Below are 18,437 nucleotides of genomic sequence, written 5' to 3'. Positions count from 1 at the left end.
CATGACGACCGGCACTGACGACCCGACGCGCGGCGAGCGCGAAGACCAGGACGATCGCGATTCACGCGACGAACGCGCGCGCCACACCGCAGGCGGCGTGCGCGCGGCCGCGTCCGACGATCCGAAGCGCGGGCTGCGCCTGCGCATCGCGGCCGAGCTGTGGCGCGCGATCTGGCATTACCGCGCGCGCGTGCTCGCGGCGATCGTGCTGCTGATCATGGCGAAGGCCGCGGCCGTGTCGGTGCCGCTGCTTCTGAAGGACATCGTCGACGGGCTCGGCCGTGCATCCGGGCAGCCGATCGCGCTGCCGGTGCTGCTGCTGTTCGCGTATGCGGTCGTGCGCTTCGCGGCCAATGCGCTGAACGAAGTGCGCGACATGACGTTCGTGCAGGTCACGCAGCATACGGTCGCCGCGTTTACGGTACGCACGTTCGGTCATCTGCACCGGCTGGGCGCGCGGTTCCACTCGCAGCGGGAGACCGGCGCGGTCGTGCGCGACCTCGAGAAGGGCACGGCCGGCATCGGCTACCTGCTGGGCGTCGCCGTGTTCACGGTCGTGCCGACCGCGATCGAGATCGGCTCGGTGCTCGTAATCGTGATCAGCAAGTACGGCGGCGGCTTCACGACGATCATCCTCATCACGTTCGCCGTCTATGCGGCGTATACGGTGGTGTTCACGCGGCGGCGCATGCGCTACCAGCGCCGCGTGAACGCACTCGAGGCCGAATCGAATTCGCGCGTGGTCGACAGCCTGCTCAACGTCGATACGGTGAAGTACTTCGCGCGCGAGGACGTCGAGCGCGGCCGGCTCGAACGCGTGCTCGACGAATGGCGGGATGCCGGCGTCGACAACCAGTACGCGCTGTCGGCGCTGCATATCGGGCAGAGCGCATGCATCGGCGCGGGGATCGCGGCGGTGATGCTGCTCGCCGGCCAGTATGTCGCGCGCGGCACGATGACGGTGGGCGATCTCGTGCTGATCAACGCGTACATCATTCAGATCAGTCTGCCGCTGAATGCGCTCGGTTTCGTGTTCCGCGAGGCGAACGACGCGCTGACGAACATCGAGCGGCTATTCGCGCTGCTCGATGCGCGCGGCAAGCCCGGCGAAGATGGCGACGTGCCCGGTGCGCAGCCGCTCGTGGTGCGCGGCGGCGCAATCGAATTCGAGCATGTCGACTTCGGCTACGAGCCGAGCCGGCAGATCCTGTGGGACGTGTCGTTTCGCATCGAGCCCGGACAGTCGGTCGCGGTGGTCGGCGGCAGCGGTTCGGGGAAGTCGACGCTCGCGCGGCTGCTGTTCCGGCTGTACCAGCCCGATGCGGGCATGATCCGGATCGACGGCCAGGACCTGCGCCTCGTGACCGAGCGCAGCCTGCGCGACGCGCTCGGCATCGTGCCGCAGGACACGATCCTGTTCAACGACACGCTCGCGTACAACATCGCGTACGGCAGGCGCGATGCGACGCGAGCCGACGTGGTCGCGGCCGCGCGCGGCGCGCAGCTCGACGCGTTCATCGAACGGCTGCCCGACGCGTACGACACGCGCGTCGGCGAGCGCGGCGTGCGGCTGTCGGGCGGCGAGCGGCAGCGCGTCGCGATCGCGCGTGCGTTGCTGAAGGCGCCGCCGATCGTCGTATTCGACGAGGCGACGTCGGCGCTCGATACGCGCGCGGAGCGCGCGATCCAGCAGGAACTGATGCGCGTGGCCGAGCATCGCACGAGCCTCATCATCGCGCACCGGCTGTCGACGATCGTCGATGCGGACCGCATCCTCGTGATGGAGCACGGCCGCCTCGTCGAGCAAGGCACGCACGACGAGCTGCTGGCCGAGAACGGCGTGTACGCGCAGATGTGGGCGTTGCAGGCGCAGCAGCGCGAACTCGAACGCACCGAGGCAAAGTTCGCGCGGCAGCCGGTGCGGATCAACCCGCTGGTCGCACAGGTGCTCGACTCGCTCGCGGAGGCGGCCGCGATGCGCGGCGTGCCGGTGTTTCGCCAGCTGTCCGACGAAGATCTCGTCGTCAAGGCCGACCCCGCTGCGCTGCGCCGCTTGATCTGGGAGCTGTGCCGCGGCGGCATCGACGCGAGCGGCGGCGGGCAGGTCGAAGTGCGCACGGCGCGCCACGATCCCGACGCGCGCATCACGATCACGTGCGCGGGCGTCGACGTGCCGGAGCTGTCGCTGGCCGATCTCGAACTGCTGCAGCGCGCGATCGAGGAAGCGGGTGGCTACATCCTGCGCGAACGCGACGACATCGGCGTGACGTTGCACCTGTCGCTACCGATGTCCGCGGTGGCGCCCGCATCGATGCAACTGGCGGACGCCGGCGCCGCGACGCTCGCCGACACGAAGCCGCCGCTCGAAGGGTTGCGCATCGCGTGCGTCGACGATCACGACGAAGCGCGTGAAGCGCTGACCGCGCTGTTGAAGGTCGCGGGCGCCGACGTGCAGGCGTTCGCGTCCGGGCATGCGCTGCTCGACGAGCTGTGGCGCGCGCGCCGCGTCGACTGGCCGGCGCTGCTCGTCTGCGACATCGACCTCGGCGACGACGAGGAAGACGGCTACGCGGTGATGCGCCGCGTGCGCCAGCTCGACGCCGACCGCCCGCGCGACGGCCGCGCGCCCCTGGAGGCGCTGGCGTTGTCGGGCCACGCGCGCGACCGCGATCGCACGCGCGCGGTCGAAGCGGGGTTCCATGCGTACCTGACCAAGCCCGCGGTAGCGGCCGACCTGATCGCGGCGCTGCGTGCGCTCGCTTTTTCTTCCGGAGAGATCCATGCCGAACCTTCTGAACCCGACGAATACCGAAACCCTGACCGCGCGCCGCGGCGGTAGCGCGTTCGCCGACCGCCAGGCCGCGGTCGCGGCCGTCGAGCTGCTGCTGCCGACGTTGTCGGCCGCGTTGCAGAGCGACTTCGTCGGCGACAGCGGCTGCCTGCACATCGTGATCATGGATCCCGCGCTGGGGCCGCGCGACGCGGCGTTCGAGGACGCGATCCTGTACGAATTCTCGCTGCCCGACCCGAAGGACTGGGACGCCGATTATCGCGCGTACGCACGTGCGAAGGCGCGGCTGTCGTGGGAGACCGGTCGCGACGGCCATGTCGTGCAGGCGCTGGAGCCGTACCGGCTGCGCACGGGCGACACGAACCTGTGGGGCGCGGTGGCGCAGCACGGGATCGTGGTCGGCGTATCGGGCGCGCAGCCGTGGTTCGATGAGGCATTCGCCGGCTGCATCGCACACTGCCTGCGTGCGCTCGCGAAGCACCGCGCGCAGGCGACGCCGGACAGCCTCGCGATCTGAGCGCGCGCGGCCACGTTTTTACAGCCGGTTATAAAAAAGCCAGCGAAGCCGCGCCGCGGTGCGATACGGCGCGGGCTTCCGCGCAGTGGCATGCTTTTCGCTGTACCCCTGTAGGACGCTTGTCACGACAAGTGTCATCGCCACGATTCTTCCGACGCTACCAGGAGGTGCAAGTGAACGCGACTCACGATCCCGCCCGACCCACGCTCGCCGGCCGTACCGCACTCGTCACGGGCGGCGGCCGCGGCCTCGGCGAGGCCATCTGCGAGGAACTGGCGCAACACGGCGCGCACGTGATCGTTGCCGATCTCGACGGCGATCGCGCGGCGGCCGTCGCGCAGCGGCTCGAGCGGCACGGCGGCCAGGCGGTCGGACGGCCGCTCGACGTGCGCGACGAGGCGTCGGTGCTGCAGGTCGTGCACGACGCGCGCGAGGCGCTCGGCGATCTCGACATCGTCGTCAATAACGCGGCGATCGACGTGACCGCCCCGATCGACGACGTCAGCGTTGCCGCGTGGCAGCAGGTGATGATGACGAACCTGTTCGGCCCTTACCTGATGTGCCATGCAGCCGTGCCGATGATGAAGGCGCGCGGCCGCGGCCACATCGTGAACATCGCATCGACGGCAGCCAAGCGCGCATGGCCCAATGCGTCCGCGTATCACGCGACGAAGTGGGGGCTGCTCGGCTTGTCGCATGCGCTGCACGCGGAACTGCGGCCGGCCGGCGTGAGCGTGTCGGCGATCGTCGCCGGCGGGATGCGCACGCCGTTTCTGCTCGACCGCTTCCCCGACATCGACGAGGACACGCTGCAGCCGCCCGAACACGTCGCGGCCGCCGTGCGCTTCGTGCTGATGCAGCCGCCCGGCACGGTCGTGCCGGAGGTGATGGTGTTGCCGATGAAGGAGACATCATGGCCCTGAAGCGCGAACGGCGGCTGCCCGGCGCGGTGCTGCTCGACAAGGACGGTACGTTGCTCGAGAACGTGCCGTACAACGTCGACCCCGCGCAGATGCGGCTCGCGCCGGGCGCCGCGCGCGCGCTGCGCACGCTCGGTGCGACCGGCATGCCGATCGCGGTCGTGTCGAACCAGCCGGGCGTCGCGCTCGGCCACTTCGACGAATCACAGCTTGGCGCGGTCCGCCAGCGTCTCGCCGAACTGTTCGAAGCAAACGGCGCGGCGCTGGCGGATTTTTTTTACTGCCCGCATCACCCGGCGGGCACCGTGCCGCGCTATACCTGCGACTGTCTGTGCCGCAAGCCGCGCCCCGGCATGCTGCGCCGCGCGCTTGCGGCACTCGACGCCGTTCCGGAATGCAGCTGGATGATCGGCGACATACTCGACGACGTCGAGGCCGGCCACGGCGCGCGCTGCAGCACGATTCTCGTCGACTGCGGCAACGAGACCGAGTGGCGGATCGATGCGGTGCGCACGCCGCATCACGTGGTCGCCCGTCTCGATTCCGCGGCCGACATCGTCGCACGCGAGGCGACGCGCCGTCACGGCGTGTGGGGGCGGCAATGAGCGCCGCGTGGGAGCGCGCGCGCCGCATCCTGTGCGTGCGGCTCGACAGCCTCGGCGACGTGCTGATGACGACGCCGGCAATGCGCGCACTGAAGGAAAGCGGCCACGACCGCCGGCTCACGCTGCTGACGTCGCGCACCGGCGCGGCGCTCGCGAACCATCTGCCGATGGTCGACGACGTGTGGACCTACGATGCGCCGTGGGTCAAGCATCCCGATGCGCGTGGCGATCCGGTCGCCGATCTCGACATGATCGACCAGCTGCTCGCGGGCCGCTTCGATGCGGCCGTGATCTTCACCGTGTACAGCCAGAGTCCGCTGCCGGCCGCGATGATGTGCTGGCTCGCGGGCATTCCGCTGCGGCTCGCGCATTGCCGCGAGAATCCGTATGAACTGTTGACCGATCGCGTGCCTGAAACCGAGCCGGATTCGCACGTGCGCCACGAAGTCGCACGGCAGCTTGCGCTGGTGCGCACGATCGGTGCGAAGACGTCCGACTGGCGCATGGCGTTCGAGCCGGGCGATACGGCGCGGCGCGCGCTGCATGCGCGCTTGCGCGGCGCGTTGCAACGCATCGGCGGCGCGCGCCGGCCGGGGCCCGCGCACGGGCGGTGGCTGGTCGTGCATCCGGGCGCGAGCGCGGCGTCGCGGCGCTGGCCCGCCGAACGCTTCGGAGACGCGGCTGCGCGGCTCGCGCCGCTGTTCGACGGCATCGCCGTGACCGGCAGCGCCGGCGAGCGCGCGCTCATCGAAGCGGTGTGCGAACGTGCCGGGCCGCGCGCGGTGCCGCTGGCCGGCGCGTTGCCGCTCGGCGAACTCGGCGCGCTGATCGAGGCGGCCGATCTGCTGCTGTCGAACAACAGCGGCCCCGTGCATCTCGCGGCCGCGCTCGGCACGCCGGTCGTCGATCTGTACGCACTGACCAACCCGCAGCACACGCCGTGGCGTGTGCCGCATCGCGCGTTGAACGTCGACGTGCCGTGCCGCAACTGCTATCGCAGCGTCTGCAACCAGCCGGGCCATCCGTGTCTGCTCGGCGTGAGTGTGGACGACGTCGTCGCGGCGACGCACGCGCTGCTGCGCGGCAGCGAACGCCATGCGCAGCGCGCCGCCGCGCGGGCTGCCGTCCATGGCGACGAGCCGGCTGCGGCGAACGCGTCGAACGTGATTCCCTTCGCGCACGTCATCACCAGGAGCTGACGCATGGCCGAACCGATTTATACGCTGGGCATCAACGCCGCGTTCCACGACAGCGCCGCATGTCTCGTGCGCGACGGCGTCGTGATCGCGGCGGCCGAAGACGAACGCTTCACGCACGTGAAGCATGCAAAGCGGCCGGTGCCGTTCTCGACGTGGGAGCTGCCGTTTCATGCGATCGACTACTGTCTCGCCGAAGCGGGCATCGTGCTCGCGGATGTCGACCACGTCGCGTATTCGTACGACCCGTGGCTCGAGCTCGATCGTCACGGCGACGCGCCCGAGCTGACGCTGCCGCTTGCGCCGTCCGCGCACGCGCCGCGCGCCGACGGCGCGTCGCCGTGGCATCCGCTGTTTCTTTCGTCGATCGTCAACGCGCCGCGCCAGCTCGCGGGCGGTGCGCCGCATCACCTGCAGCGGCGCTTTCGCGGCGTCGCACACGACGGGCCGTTCCGCTGGCATTTCATCGAGCACCATCTCGCGCACGAGGCGAGCGCATTTCTCGCGGCGCCGGACGCGCACTGCGCGGTGATGACGATGGACGGCCGCGGCGAACGCGCGACGACGAGCTACGGGGTGTTCGACGGGCACGCGTACCGGCGGCTCGGCCAGGTCAACATGCCGCATTCGCTCGGCTTGCTGTACGAGCGGGTGACGACCTACCTCGGCTTCCTGCATTCATCCGACGAGTACAAGGTGATGGCGCTCGCGTCGTACGGCAAGCCGGTGTTCGCAGACGAGATGCGCAAGCTGGTGCGCTACGGCGGCGAAGGCCGCTACGAAATCAGCGGCGGCGATCTGGTCGCGCTGTTCGGGCCGGCGCGCGAGCGCGGCGGCCCGATCGAGCCACATCACTGCGACATCGCGCACGCGTTGCAGCTCGTGCTCGAGGAAACGACGCTGCAGGCGGTCGACTGGCTGGCGGCCGAAAGCGGCGAGAAGCAGCTTGCGATGGCGGGCGGCGTCGCGCTGAACTGCGTGATGAACGCGAAGATCCGCGATCGCGGCCCGTTCGACGACGTATGGGTGCAACCGGCCGCGGGCGATGCGGGCACCGCGCTCGGCGCCGCGCTGTGGACCGATTTCCGGATGCGCGGAATGCGCGGCGACTGGCGGATGGACCATGCGTACCTCGGGCCGTCGTACAGCGACGACGCGATCGAAGCGTTCGTGAAGGAAGCGCAGCTGCCGTACCGGCGGCTCGACGACGTCGCCGCGCAGACGGCCGAGCTGCTCGCGGCGAACCGGGTGATCGGCTGGTTCCAGGGCCGCATGGAGTTCGGGCCGCGCGCGCTCGGCGCCCGTTCGATCCTCGCGTCGCCGACCGATCCGCAGATGCAGCACAAGCTGAACCGGATCAAGGATCGCGAGGACTTCCGGCCGGTCGCGCCGGTCGTGCTCGAAAGCAAGGCCCACCACTGGTTCAACGGCGGCAAGCGCACGCCGCTGCGCGCGCCGTTCATGCTGTTCGTCTACGACGTCGCGCCGGGCGCGGAAGCCACGATTCCGGCGGTGCGCCATATCGACGGCACCGCGCGCGTGCAGACGGTCGACGAGCATCAGCACCCGTTACTGCATGCGCTGCTGTCCGAGTTCGACGCGCTGACCGGCGTGCCGGTGCTCGTGAACACGTCGTTCAACACACGCGGCGAGCCGATCGTCTGTTCGCCGCGCGACGCGATCGAATGCTTCTGGACCTCGCCGCTCGATGCGCTGGTGATCGGTTCGTTCCTGCTGGAGAAGCCGCGACATGAACATGCGTGACACGCAACTGCCGACGGTGGTGTCGGTTGTCGTGCCGACCTACCGGCGGCCCGACCTGCTCGAACGCTGCCTCGATGCGCTGTGCGTGCAGGTGTTCGATCCGACGACGTACGAGATCGTCGTCGTCGACGACGATCCGGCCGGCAGCGCGCGGCCCGTCGTCGATGCATGTCGCGCACGCGTGACCGACGTGCCGGCGATTCGCTACATGACGGCGCCCGATACGCAGGGGCCGGCCGGCGCGCGCAATGTCGGCTGGCGCAGCGCGCGCGGTGCGCTGATCGCCTTTACCGACGACGACACGATTCCCGACCCGACGTGGCTGAAGCACGGCGCGGCCGCGCTGCTTGCCGAACCGGCGGCGGTCGCGGCCGCGGGGCGCATTGACGTGCCGCTGCGGCCGCGCCCGACGGACTACGAGCGCGACGCGGCCGGACTCGCGCATGCCGAGTTCGCGACCGCGAACTGCTTCGTGCGCCGCGCCGCGCTCGAGCGCGTCGGCGGCTTCGACGAGCGCTTCACGCGCGCGTGGCGCGAGGATGCGGACCTGATGTTCGCGCTGCGCGAGCATGCGGGACCGATCGTCGACGTCGAGAGCGCGCGGATCGTTCATCCGGTGCGGCCCGCGCGGTGGGGCTCGAGCATCGGCGCGCAGTCGAAGGTGTATTTCGACGCGCTGCTGTACAAGAAGCATCGCGCGACCTACCGGCGCCATATCCGGCCGATGCCGCCGTGGAACTACTACGCGGCCGTGCTGTTCGCGCTCGCCGCGCTCGGCTGCTTCGCGGCCGGCTTGCGCGCGCCGGCCGCCGCGTGCGCGGCGGCATGGGCGGCGATCACGGCGGCGTTCTGCGTAAGGCGGCTGCGCGGCACGCGGCTTACGCCGTCGCACGTGGCCGAGATGATCGTCACGTCGATCGCGATCCCGCCGGTATCGCTGTACTGGCGCGTGCGCGGCGCGCTCCATTTCCGGGTGTTCTTCCTATGATGCTCGAATCCGCTCCGTCATCCGGCCCGATGCGCATCGCGGTCTTTCGCGCGCTGCAACTCGGCGACATGCTATGCGCGGTGCCCGCGCTGCGCGCGCTGCGGCGCGGCGAGCCGGACGCGCGCATCACGCTGATCGGATTGCCGTGGGCGCGCGAATTCGCGTCTCGCTTCGCGGATTACATCGACAACTTCATCGCGTTCCCCGGCGCGCCGGGCCTCGGCGAACAACCGGATGCCGACCCGGCCGCGCGCGAGGCGTTCGTCGCCGAATGCCGCGCGCGCGACTTCGATCTCGCGATCCAGCTGCACGGCAGCGGCGTGCATACCAACGCGATCGTCGCGTCGCTCGGCGCGACGCGCACGGCCGGATTCATGCCGCCCGACGGCGGCGCGGCCGCGCTCGACTGCTCCGTCGTGTGGCGGGACAGCGAGCCCGAAGTCACGCGCTATCTGTCGCTCACGCGCAAGCTTGGTTACCCGGACTGGGGCGACTACCTCGAATTTCCGCTCGGCGGCCTCGACTACGCGCTGTGGCATGTGCTCTGCGACGAGCATGCGCTCGATCCCGGCCGCTACGTGATCGTCCATCCGGGTGCGCGCATGGCGTCGCGACGCTGGCCCGTCGAGCGGTTCGCGAGCGCCGCGCGGCAGCTCGCCGACGACGGCTGGCAGATCGTGCTGACCGGCACGCGCGGGGAACTCGCGCTCGCCAACGCGTTCGCCGATCATCTCGGGCGGCCGTGCGTGAATCTGTGCGGCCGCACGCCGCTTGGCGCGCTGGCCGCGCTGATCGGCCGCGCGCGGCTGCTGTTGTGCAACGACACGGGCGTGTCGCATGTCGCGGCGGCGCTCGGTACGCCGAGCATCGTCGTCGCATGCGGCAGCGACACGGCCCGCTGGGCGCCGCTCGACGCGGACCGCCATCGCGTGCTCGCGAACTACCCGACCTGCCGGCCGTGCATGTTCGACACCTGTCCATACGGACACGAGTGCGCGACCGCGATCGGCGTCGGCGACGTGGTCGATCGGGCGGGCGAGCTGCTCGCGGAGGAGAGACGTCATGTCACGTAAGCGGTTGCGCGTGCTCACCTGGCACGTGCATGGCAACTATCTGTACTACCTGTCGCAGGCGCCGCACGATTTCTACATCGTGACGAAGCCCCAGCATCCGCCGGGCTATGCGGGGCGGGTCGGGCATTTGCCGTGGGGCGACAACGTGATCGAGGTGCCGGCCGAGTGCGTGCGCGACACCGAGTTCGACTGCGTGCTGTATCAGCATCACAGCCACTACGAACACGACCGCGTGCGCCTGCTGAGCGAAGCGCAGCGTGCGCTGCCGACGCTGTTCGTCGAACACGATCCGCCGCGCGAGCATCCGACCGACACGCTGCACCCCGTGCAGGATCCGAACGTGTTGCTGGTGCACGTGACCCCGTTCAACGCGCTGATGTGGGACAACGGCGTCACGCCGACGCGTGTGATCGAGCACGGCGTGCTGGTGCCGGGTGATGTTGAATATCACGGCACGCTGCCGAAGGGCGTGACGGTCGTGAACAACCTCGCGCGGCGCGGGCGGCGACTCGGCGCGGATCTGTTCGAGGACGTGCGTCGCAGCGTGCCGCTCGATCTGGTCGGAATGGGATCGGCGGAACTCGGCGGAATCGGCGAGGTGCCGAATCCGGCGCTGCCGCAATTTCTCGCGCACTACCGGTTCTTCTTCAATCCGATCCGCTATACGAGCCTCGGGCTGTCGGTGATCGAGGCGATGATGATCGGCATGCCGATCGTTGCGCTCGCAACGACGGAGATGGCGCAGCTCGTGCGCAGCGGCCGCAACGGCGTTGCCGACACGCGGCCCGCGGTGCTGATCGATGCGATGCGGACGCTGATCCGCGAGCCGGAGCTCGCGCGCGAATGGGGCGCGGCCGCGAAGCGCGACGCGTGCGAGCGGTTCGCGATCGACCGGTTCGCGCGCGACTGGGACAGCGCGTTGCGTGACATGACGTCGTAGCGCGCGTGGCCGCGCGAACGGCCGCGCGCGCTTACGGGCTCGGCACGCCAGGCGGCGTGGTCGCGCTTGCGGCGCCGGCTGTGCCCGTTGCACCGGCCGCAGCGCCGCTGCCCGCGCCGGACCCGGGCGCGGCCGTGCCGCTCGTCGCATTGCGTTCGTGTTCGGGCAGCAGTGCGAGCCGGTTGTAGAGCGTTTTCAGGCTGATGCCGAGCGCCTTCGCGGTGCGCGGCTTGTCGCCGTTGAAGTGCCGCAGCGACGCGACGATGAAGCGTTGCTGCGTGTGCGCGAGCGTCGTGCCGATGTGGAGGGTCATCGCGTTGTGGCGCACTTCCTCGCGGGGCGGCGGGCGGCGCGGCAACTGCAGTTCGATCTGCTCGTCGGCGAGGATGAACGCGCGCTCGAGCGCATTGCGCAGCTCGCGCACGTTGCCGGGCCACGTGTATGCGCGCAGCGCCTTCATCGCCTGCATCGACAGGCGCTTGCGCGTGCGGTGCCGCGCGTTCAATCGCTCGACGATCTGCAGCGCGATGTCGCCGACGTCGTCCTCGCGCTGGCGCAGCGCCGGCACGTGCAGTGCGATCGTCGCGATCCGGTAGAACAGGTCCTCGCGCAGCCGGCCGCTGCGCACCGCTTCGACCGGATCGTGATGGGTGGCCGCGACGATCCGCACGTCGAGCGGAATCGCCTCGTGGCCGCCCACGCGCATGATCGTGTTGGTCTCGAGCGTGCGCAGCAGTTTCACCTGCAATTCCGCCGGCATTTCCGCGATTTCATCGAGAAACAGCGTGCCGCCGCGTGCGGCTTCGAACATGCCGACGTGTTGCGCGACCGCGCCGGTGAAGCTGCCTTTTTCATGACCGAACAAATGCGACTCCGCGAGGTCTTTGGGAATCGCACCGCAATTGACCGGAACGAACGGCCCGCGCCGGCGCGGGCTCATGTCGTGAATGAGCCGCGCGACGATATCCTTGCCGGCTCCGCTTTCGCCGACCACCAGCACACTCACGCGCGTTGCGGCGACGCGCGATATTTTCTCCAGCAAATCCTGGATTGTTCGCGAGCGGCCGAACAGTCGCGTGCCGTCATCGTCGGATTTCGACATGGGTATGACCGAGTTGGGAAGTTTTGACCGAAACCGTCGAGACAAGATGAAAAAATGACGCAATGAGCGTCGTTTTTCGTTTAACAAGCATACCGTTTACGGGTATTGCCAGAGATTGAATCTCGCAATGCGAGGTTCCCGAATAGATAGATTTATTCGATGAAGCGCGACTGCACGACACGCTTCTTCTATACTGCTAAACACTCGTTTGTCATGGCAGGCCTGCTTGTCTGCTCGTTCGTGTGCCGTGCCGATGCGTCGCGCCGTGCCAGGCGCCGCACCCGCACCGCATGCCCGCCGCGGTCTCGGTTTCCATCATGCGCCGGGCCGCATCACAAGGAGCTTGGATGCCTTACGTCCTGATCGTCGAAGACGATGCCGACACGCGCGCGATGCTCGCGGCGCTCGCGCAAGCACAGCAGCTCGCGTGCGATACGGCCGCGACGCTCGAAGAGGCGCGCACGCTCGTCTCGACGAATACCCCGGATCTCGTGTTGTGCGATCTCGTTTTGCCTGACGGCAACGGGATGGATCTGTTCGATGCATTGCCCAAACGCGGGCATTGCGAAATGGTGTTGACCACCGGTCACGCGAGCCTTGAAACCGCGATCGATGCATTGCGGCGCGGCGCGACCGACTATCTCGTGAAGCCGCTGAACATGCAGCGGCTGAACAGCATCTTCGCGCGCGTGCCGCGCACCACCGCGTTGCACGAGGAAATCGCCGAGCTGCGGTCCGAGCTGCAGCGTCTCGGCCGCTTCGGCCGGATGCTCGGCAGCTCGCCGGCGATGCAGGCTGTCTACGATGCCATCGGCCGCGTCGCGCGCACGGAGGCGTCGGTGTTGCTCACCGGGGAATCGGGCACCGGCAAGGAGCTTGCCGCGCAAACGGTGCACGACCTGAGCCTGCGGCGCCGCGGCCCGTTCCTCGCGGTGAACTGCGGCGCGATCGCCGCGAACCTCGTCGAGAGCGAGATGTTCGGCCACGACCGCGGCAGCTTCACCGGAGCGGAGCGGCAACACAAGGGCTTCTTCGAACGCGCGGACGGCGGCACGCTGTTCCTCGACGAAATCACCGAGATGCCGCTGGAATCGCAGGTCAAGCTGCTGCGCGTGCTCGAAACCGGCCGGCTCACGCGGCTCGGCTCGACGCGCGAGATCGACGTCGACGTGCGGATCGTCGCCGCAACCAACCGCGACCCGGAAGCCGCGATGGCGGAGGGCAAGCTGCGCCCCGACCTCTATCACCGGATCAACGTGTTCCCGATTCCGCTGCCGTCGCTGCGCGAGCGGGGTGACGACATCCCGATGCTCGCCGACGCGTTCCTGCAACGCTACAACGACGATAGCGGGCGCAACCTGCGCTTCTCGCCGGCCGCGCGCGAGGCGCTGAAATCCTATGCGTGGCCGGGCAACGTGCGCGAGCTGCGCAACTTCGTGCAGCGCGCGAGCATCTTCAGCGACGCCGACGTGATCGACACGCTGCCGCCGCCGATCATGGACGAGCTATCCAGCATGGTCGACGCGCATGAAGACCGCGTGACGGTGCCGTTCGGCACGCCGCTGGAGGAAGTCGACCGCAAGCTGATTCTCGGCACGATCGCGCAATGCGGCGGTGTGAAGGCGCAGGCGGCCGAGGTGCTCGACGTCAGCCTGAAAACGATCTACAACCGGCTCGCACAACTGGAAGACGAAGCGGAAAAGCCGGATTCCTGACCCCATGCGCGGCGCTCACGCGTGGTCGTCCGCGCGATGCCGCGCGTCGCCGGCGAGCTGGCGGCGCATGCGTTCGACATGCGGCGGAATCGCGCGCCGCTCGCGCAAAATCCACGGCAGGCCCGCGAACGCGCGAATGATGCCGCGTTCGCGGCGCAGGTGCGGCAGCATGCGTGCGGTGTGCGCGAGTGCGGCGCCGGCCGGCCATCGCAGCCAGGCGGTCCATACCGCATTGCGAGTCGTCACGCTCACGCGTGCCTTCACGTCCCGCTGCTGCGAAGGGTAATGATGAACCGTCAGATGCGGTGCATACACCAGCCACCGACCCGCGCGGTACAGGTCGAGCGCGAGCAGCGCCTCCTCGCCGCCGAGGAAATAGCGCGGATGATAGCCGCCCGCATCCAGGAACGCGTCGCGCCGGAACGCGGTCGCGCCCGCCAGCAGCCCGAGGATCGGGCGGCCGGGCAGCGCGACGGGCGCATCGAGCGGGCTGTCTGCCATCAGCCGGCAAGTCGGGTCTTCACGCTGTTCCGGCCCGACCAGCACGCGCGCGGTGACGGCCGCGACGTGCGGATGTTCGTCGAGCAGATTCGCGGCCGCGGCGAGCGAACCCGGCGCCCACCACGTGTCGTCGTCGCAGAACGCGACGTACGGCGTGCGCGCGAGCGCCACGCCGAGGTTGCGGCCGGCCGCGCCGAGATTGCGCGGCGCGTGCACGAGCGCCGCATGGGGAAAGCGCTCGCGCACGAGGGCGAGGGTCGCATCGTCGGCGCCGTTGTCGACGACGACGATCGCCGGCCGATCGGGCAGCTCCGTGAGCCGCGCGAGCGTGCGTTCCAGTTCCGCCGGCCGCCGGTAGGTCAGCACGACCGCGGTCATGCGTGCCTCGTGCGGCGGCCGATGCACGCGCGGGGGCGTTACGCGCACGTGTCGCATTCGAGCCGCCAGTACGCTTCGGGTTCGCGGAGCTCGGCGCGCATGTCGGGCTCGAACAGCGCAATCTGGCTCGCATACGCTTCGACCGCCAACGCCTTCGCCGCCGCGCCGTCGGTGCGGTTGTCCGACTCGGATGGCGCCGCGTCCGGATACGCGATCCAACCCTGCGCGCGCCAGCCGGCCACGCGCTTGGCCATCAGTCCTTCGATGCGCCGATACGGAATATCTTCGTAGAAGCGCCACACGCGCGCTGCGTCGTCCGAGCGTCCGGACGCGCGCAGCAACGGCAGCACGGCCTGCTGAACCTGCAAATGATCGCGATGGAACAGGCCTGCCGGCGCGAGTACGCCGAAGCCCGGATGCGCGTCGATGGCGTCGGCCAGCCGCGCGGCGATGTCGGTGGAGGCGGCCGGCGCGCCGTACTGATCGTCCAGGAAGTCGAGCCAGAGCGGGCGCGCATCGAGCGTTTCGAGCGCGCGGCGGTCCTCGTCGCGGCGGCTGCGCATCGCTTCGTCGGCGGTGCGAAAGCCTGCGCGCCGATCCCACGGCGGCGCGGCCGTGTGACGTGGCGGAATGCCGGCGAACACCGTGACGACCACCGAGCCGGGCGCCTGCGCGAGCACCTGCCCGCAACTGAGGACGGCATCGTCGAGATGCGGCGAGATGACGAGCCAGCGTGTCGGAGCGGTCATGTGTCGAAATTCTCCCTCGGAACGATTGTCGGCGGGCGTGCCGGCAGCGATGCGCGAGCATGCGCGCGGTATCGGTGCATCCATCCGGCTCACGGCCGACGATGCCGGCGGAGGGACGCGACGGCTCAAGCGCGGCTGCAGACGCGCAGTGCGCACCGGCTGCAGTCACGCCATCGCATTCACGTCGCCGTCGTCGGCCGGTTCTGCGTGCTGATCTGCGCGAGCATGTGCGACGCGATCTGTGTGCTGCGCACGAGATCGCCCGGCGTGTGATGCACCGCCTGCCGATGGATGAAATAGCGCGCGGTGTGCGCGAGCCCGCTCGCAAGCGGTGTCGTCGCGCGCCAGCCGAGGCGCCGCTGCGCGGCGTCGAGATCGGGCCGCCGCTGGCGCGGGTCGTCGGACGGCAGCGGGCGGAATTCGATCGGCACCTGCGTGCCGACGATTCTCGCGACTTCGCGCGCGACGTCGATCATCGCGATCTCGTCGTCGCTGCCCAGATTCACCGGTTCGCATGCGTCGCCGGGCTCGCCCATCAGCCGGATCAGCGCATCGACCATGTCGTCGACGTAGCAGAACGAGCGCGTCTGCCTGCCGTCGCCGTAGACGGTCAACGGCTCGCCGGCCAGCGCCTGCGTGATGAAGTTCGATACGACCCGCCCGTCGGCCGGGTGCATGCGCGGCCCGTACGTGTTGAAGATCCGCGCGATCCGCACGTCGACGCCGTACTGCCGGTGGTAGTCCATGAAGAGCGTCTCCGCGCAGCGTTTGCCTTCGTCGTAGCACGCGCGCACGCCGATCGGATTTACACGGCCGCAGTAGCGTTCGTCCTGCGGATGCACGTCGGGGTCGCCGTACACCTCGCTCGTCGACGCCTGCAGGATGCGCGCCTTCACGCGCTTCGCGAGGCCGAGCAGATTGATCGCGCCGTGCACGCTGGTCTTGGTCGTTTGCACCGGGTCGCGCTGATAGTGCACCGGCGACGCAGGGCACGCGAGGTTGTAGATCTCGTCGACTTCGACGTACAGCGGAAACGTCACGTCGTGCCGCATCAACTCGAAGTTCGGCGCATCGAGCAGGTGCGCGATGTTGTCCTTCGTGCCGGTGTAGAAATTGTCGACGCACAGCACATCGTGGCCCGATGTCACGAGCCGTTCGCACAAATGCGAGCCGAGAAACCCGGCACCGCCGGTGACGAGTATGCGTTTGCGATCGTAGCCCTTCATCATGCGTTCTCCTTGCGGTGCGCGAGTACACCTGGCGTGGTCGCCACGGGCGTGCGGCGGCTGGCCGCGGAGCCGGCGCGCTGCGGGTGCGCGACGTCGCGGTAGATGTCGACGAGGCGGTCTGTCACGCCGCGCCACGTGTAGAAGCGGTGTGCGCGCAGGTAGCCGGCGCGGCCGAGCGCGTCGCACAGCGCCGGTTGCGCGCGCAGCTGCAGCAGCCGCTCGGCGAGTGCGGCGGGGTCGCGCGGCGGCACGAGGTAGCCCGTGGTGCCGTCGTCGACCGTCGTCCGAATCCCACCGACGTCGCTGCCGATTACCGGCGCCGCGCACGCCATCGCTTCCACCGGCGTGATCCCGAACGGCTCGTACCACGGAGTCGTCACGAACACGTCGGCGGCGCTGTAGTACAGGTGCAGCGCATCGCGGTCGCGGCGGCCGACGAAGGTCACGCGCTCGGCGATCCCGGTGTCGTGCGCGAGCGCGGCGAGCCGCGCGAGTTCCGGATCGCGCGCCGGGTCGGGTGTGGCCTGGCTGCCGCCGACCACGTAAAGACGCGTCGGCCGTTGCGGATCGCGCGGCATTCGCGCGACGGCGTCGATCACGTTGTCGATGCCTTTGCGCGGCACCAGTCGCCCGAGCTGCAGCACGATGAACGCATCCTGCGGCCAGCCAAGCCGCGCGCGTGCGTCGACGCGCGGCACCGGCCGGAATTCGCGGGCGTCGAATCCGCACGGCACGATCTCGATGCGCGCGGCGTCCGCGTGGTAATGCGTGGTGAGGTCGAGCGCGTCCTGCGGGCATTCGGCGATCAGCCGGTCCGAGCGGCGCGCGAGCGTGTCCTCGATCGCGAAGCGTTCGTCCGGGAAGCCGTCGGCCGCGCCCTGGTGCAGGCGGCGCACGCGGCCGAGCGCATGAAAGGTCGTCACGAGCGGAATGCCGAGGCGCTTCTTCACGCGCAGGCCTGCTTCGCCGGACATGAAGAAATTCGCGTGCATCACGTCGACGGGGTCCGGCTCCCGCCGCATGCGGGCGACCATGTAGTCCGCGAATGCGCCCATGTACGGCAGCAAACGCTCCTTCGGCACGTCCGTGGGCGGCCCGGCCGGCACGTGGATCACGCGCATGCGCGGGCCGATCTGCACGACTTCGGGCAGATGCGGGTTGTCGCACCGCGTGTAGACGTCCACGTCGAGGCCGCGCTCGGCCAGCTGCTTCGCCACGTTCGCGACGTAGATGTTCTGGCCGCCCGCATCCACGCCGCCGATGACGCCGAGCGGCGACGCATGTTCACTGATCAACGCGATTCTTTGCATGGTGTTGCTCCCGAAGTCGGGGCCGCGCAGACGGGCCCCGTTGCGTCCCTGTTCGGCAAGCGGCATGCCCGGGCGTTTGCGGGGGAAACGGCTCACCGATGCGCCGAAAAAATTACAACGCGTTGGATGAAAGGGCGTCTGATCGCGGTCCCGCACGCATGCGCGGCGCACCGGTCGCGGCACGCGGTTTGCGCCACCCGGAATACCCGCCGGTCATGCCGGCACCATGAAGGAGGTCACGATGAAGGTATTCCCGCTCCAAGCCCGCGCACCGCGATTCCGCCGTCAGCCCGCGAAGCGTGTCGGCATGGCGATCGCGATCGCCGCGGCCGCCGCCTGTACGGTCGTCGCGCCGAACGTGTTCGCCGCCGGCGACGACGGCGCGGCATCGTCATCGTCGTCCATGTCGTCGTCGACGCATTCGAGCACCGGCACGAAGATTCGCGACGCGACCATCACGACCAAGGCCAAGGCCGAACTGGTCGGCACGAGCGGCCTGTCGGCCGGCGACATCCACGTGAAGACGCGCCACGGCGTCGTGATGCTTACCGGCAGCGTGCCGGACGAAGCGCAGCGCACGCAGGCAGTAGGCGTCGTCCGGAAGATCGACGGCGTGCAGGACGTGCGCGACCAGCTGACCATCCGCCCGAAATAATCCC

General features: G+C 69.3%; 16 protein-coding genes. 11 read left to right on the top strand and 5 right to left on the bottom strand.

Features of this window, described 5'->3' with window-relative positions; all coding sequences use genetic code 11:
- Position 1: 1 nt before the first annotated feature.
- The 9 genes from WK25_RS16825 (at position 2) to WK25_RS16785 (ending at position 10,794) form a co-directional block, all read left to right on the top strand.
- Positions 2-2,839: an ABC transporter transmembrane domain-containing protein gene (locus WK25_RS16825; RefSeq protein ID WP_226209001.1), complete on the top strand. Its 2,838-nt coding sequence runs from the start codon at positions 2-4 to the stop codon at positions 2,837-2,839.
- A complete protein-coding gene (locus WK25_RS16820; RefSeq protein ID WP_038570554.1) occupies positions 2,781-3,308 on the top strand; it encodes a hypothetical protein in 528 nt (175 codons plus the stop codon). Before WK25_RS16825 ends, WK25_RS16820 begins: the two co-directional genes overlap by 59 nt.
- 173 nt (positions 3,309-3,481) lie before the next feature.
- A complete protein-coding gene (locus WK25_RS16815; RefSeq protein ID WP_038572151.1) occupies positions 3,482-4,231 on the top strand; it encodes an SDR family oxidoreductase in 750 nt (249 codons plus the stop codon).
- A complete protein-coding gene (locus WK25_RS16810; RefSeq protein WP_038570552.1) occupies positions 4,222-4,833 on the top strand; it encodes a D-glycero-alpha-D-manno-heptose-1,7-bisphosphate 7-phosphatase in 612 nt (203 codons plus the stop codon). Before WK25_RS16815 ends, WK25_RS16810 begins: the two co-directional genes overlap by 10 nt.
- Positions 4,830-6,032 carry a glycosyltransferase family 9 protein gene (locus WK25_RS16805; RefSeq protein WP_069242446.1) on the top strand — a complete coding sequence of 401 codons (1,203 nt, stop codon included), beginning with the start codon at positions 4,830-4,832 and terminating at the stop codon, positions 6,030-6,032. The genes WK25_RS16810 and WK25_RS16805 overlap by 4 nt, the downstream gene beginning before the upstream one ends.
- 3 nt (positions 6,033-6,035) lie before the next feature.
- Positions 6,036-7,793 carry a carbamoyltransferase gene (locus tag WK25_RS16800; RefSeq protein WP_069242153.1) on the top strand — a complete coding sequence of 586 codons (1,758 nt, stop codon included), beginning with the start codon at positions 6,036-6,038 and terminating at the stop codon, positions 7,791-7,793.
- A complete protein-coding gene (locus WK25_RS16795) occupies positions 7,780-8,781 on the top strand; it encodes a glycosyltransferase family 2 protein (protein WP_069242152.1) in 1,002 nt (333 codons plus the stop codon). Before WK25_RS16800 ends, WK25_RS16795 begins: the two co-directional genes overlap by 14 nt.
- Entirely contained in the window at positions 8,778-9,854 is a 1,077-nt protein-coding gene (locus tag WK25_RS16790; RefSeq protein ID WP_038570517.1) for a glycosyltransferase family 9 protein, read from the top strand. The genes WK25_RS16795 and WK25_RS16790 overlap by 4 nt, the downstream gene beginning before the upstream one ends.
- Positions 9,844-10,794 carry a glycosyltransferase gene (locus tag WK25_RS16785; protein WP_038570514.1) on the top strand — a complete coding sequence of 317 codons (951 nt, stop codon included), beginning with the start codon at positions 9,844-9,846 and terminating at the stop codon, positions 10,792-10,794. Before WK25_RS16790 ends, WK25_RS16785 begins: the two co-directional genes overlap by 11 nt.
- Positions 10,795-10,825: 31 nt before the next feature.
- Here WK25_RS16785 and WK25_RS16780 read toward each other — a convergent pair whose 3' ends face one another.
- Positions 10,826-11,896 carry a sigma-54 interaction domain-containing protein gene (locus WK25_RS16780; protein ID WP_069242151.1) on the bottom strand — a complete coding sequence of 357 codons (1,071 nt, stop codon included), beginning with the start codon at positions 11,894-11,896 and terminating at the stop codon, positions 10,826-10,828.
- Positions 11,897-12,243: 347 nt separating this feature from the next.
- Between WK25_RS16780 and WK25_RS16775 the strand changes: the two genes are divergently transcribed.
- Entirely contained in the window at positions 12,244-13,611 is a 1,368-nt protein-coding gene (locus WK25_RS16775) for a sigma-54-dependent transcriptional regulator (RefSeq protein WP_069242150.1), read from the top strand.
- A gap of 15 nt (positions 13,612-13,626) precedes the next feature.
- On the opposite strand, the gene WK25_RS16770 is transcribed toward WK25_RS16775, so the two are convergent.
- From WK25_RS16770 to WK25_RS16750, 4 genes are all read right to left on the bottom strand, one after another.
- Positions 13,627-14,490, bottom strand: a complete 864-nt coding sequence (locus tag WK25_RS16770) for a glycosyltransferase family 2 protein (RefSeq protein WP_409995323.1) — start codon at positions 14,488-14,490, stop codon at positions 13,627-13,629.
- A gap of 38 nt (positions 14,491-14,528) precedes the next feature.
- A complete protein-coding gene (locus WK25_RS16765) occupies positions 14,529-15,239 on the bottom strand; it encodes a PIG-L deacetylase family protein (protein ID WP_069242148.1) in 711 nt (236 codons plus the stop codon).
- 179 nt (positions 15,240-15,418) lie between these two features.
- On the bottom strand, positions 15,419-16,465 hold the full coding sequence (locus WK25_RS16755; protein ID WP_038572144.1) for a UDP-glucuronic acid decarboxylase family protein: 1,047 nt from the start codon (positions 16,463-16,465) through the stop codon (positions 15,419-15,421).
- Positions 16,465-17,778 carry a glycosyltransferase family 4 protein gene (locus WK25_RS16750; protein ID WP_069242445.1) on the bottom strand — a complete coding sequence of 438 codons (1,314 nt, stop codon included), beginning with the start codon at positions 17,776-17,778 and terminating at the stop codon, positions 16,465-16,467. Before WK25_RS16750 ends, WK25_RS16755 begins: the two co-directional genes overlap by 1 nt.
- Positions 17,779-18,019: 241 nt before the next feature.
- On the opposite strand from WK25_RS16750, the gene WK25_RS16745 reads away from it, so the two are divergent.
- On the top strand, positions 18,020-18,433 hold the full coding sequence (locus WK25_RS16745) for a BON domain-containing protein (RefSeq protein WP_038572138.1): 414 nt from the start codon (positions 18,020-18,022) through the stop codon (positions 18,431-18,433).
- Positions 18,434-18,437 lie beyond the last annotated feature (4 nt).

The organism is Burkholderia latens (assembly GCF_001718795.1).
GTDB classification, from domain to species: Bacteria; Pseudomonadota; Gammaproteobacteria; order Burkholderiales; family Burkholderiaceae; genus Burkholderia; species Burkholderia latens_A.
Note: the sequence above shows the minus strand (reverse complement) of the source record. Positions and strands in the feature narration are given on the sequence as shown.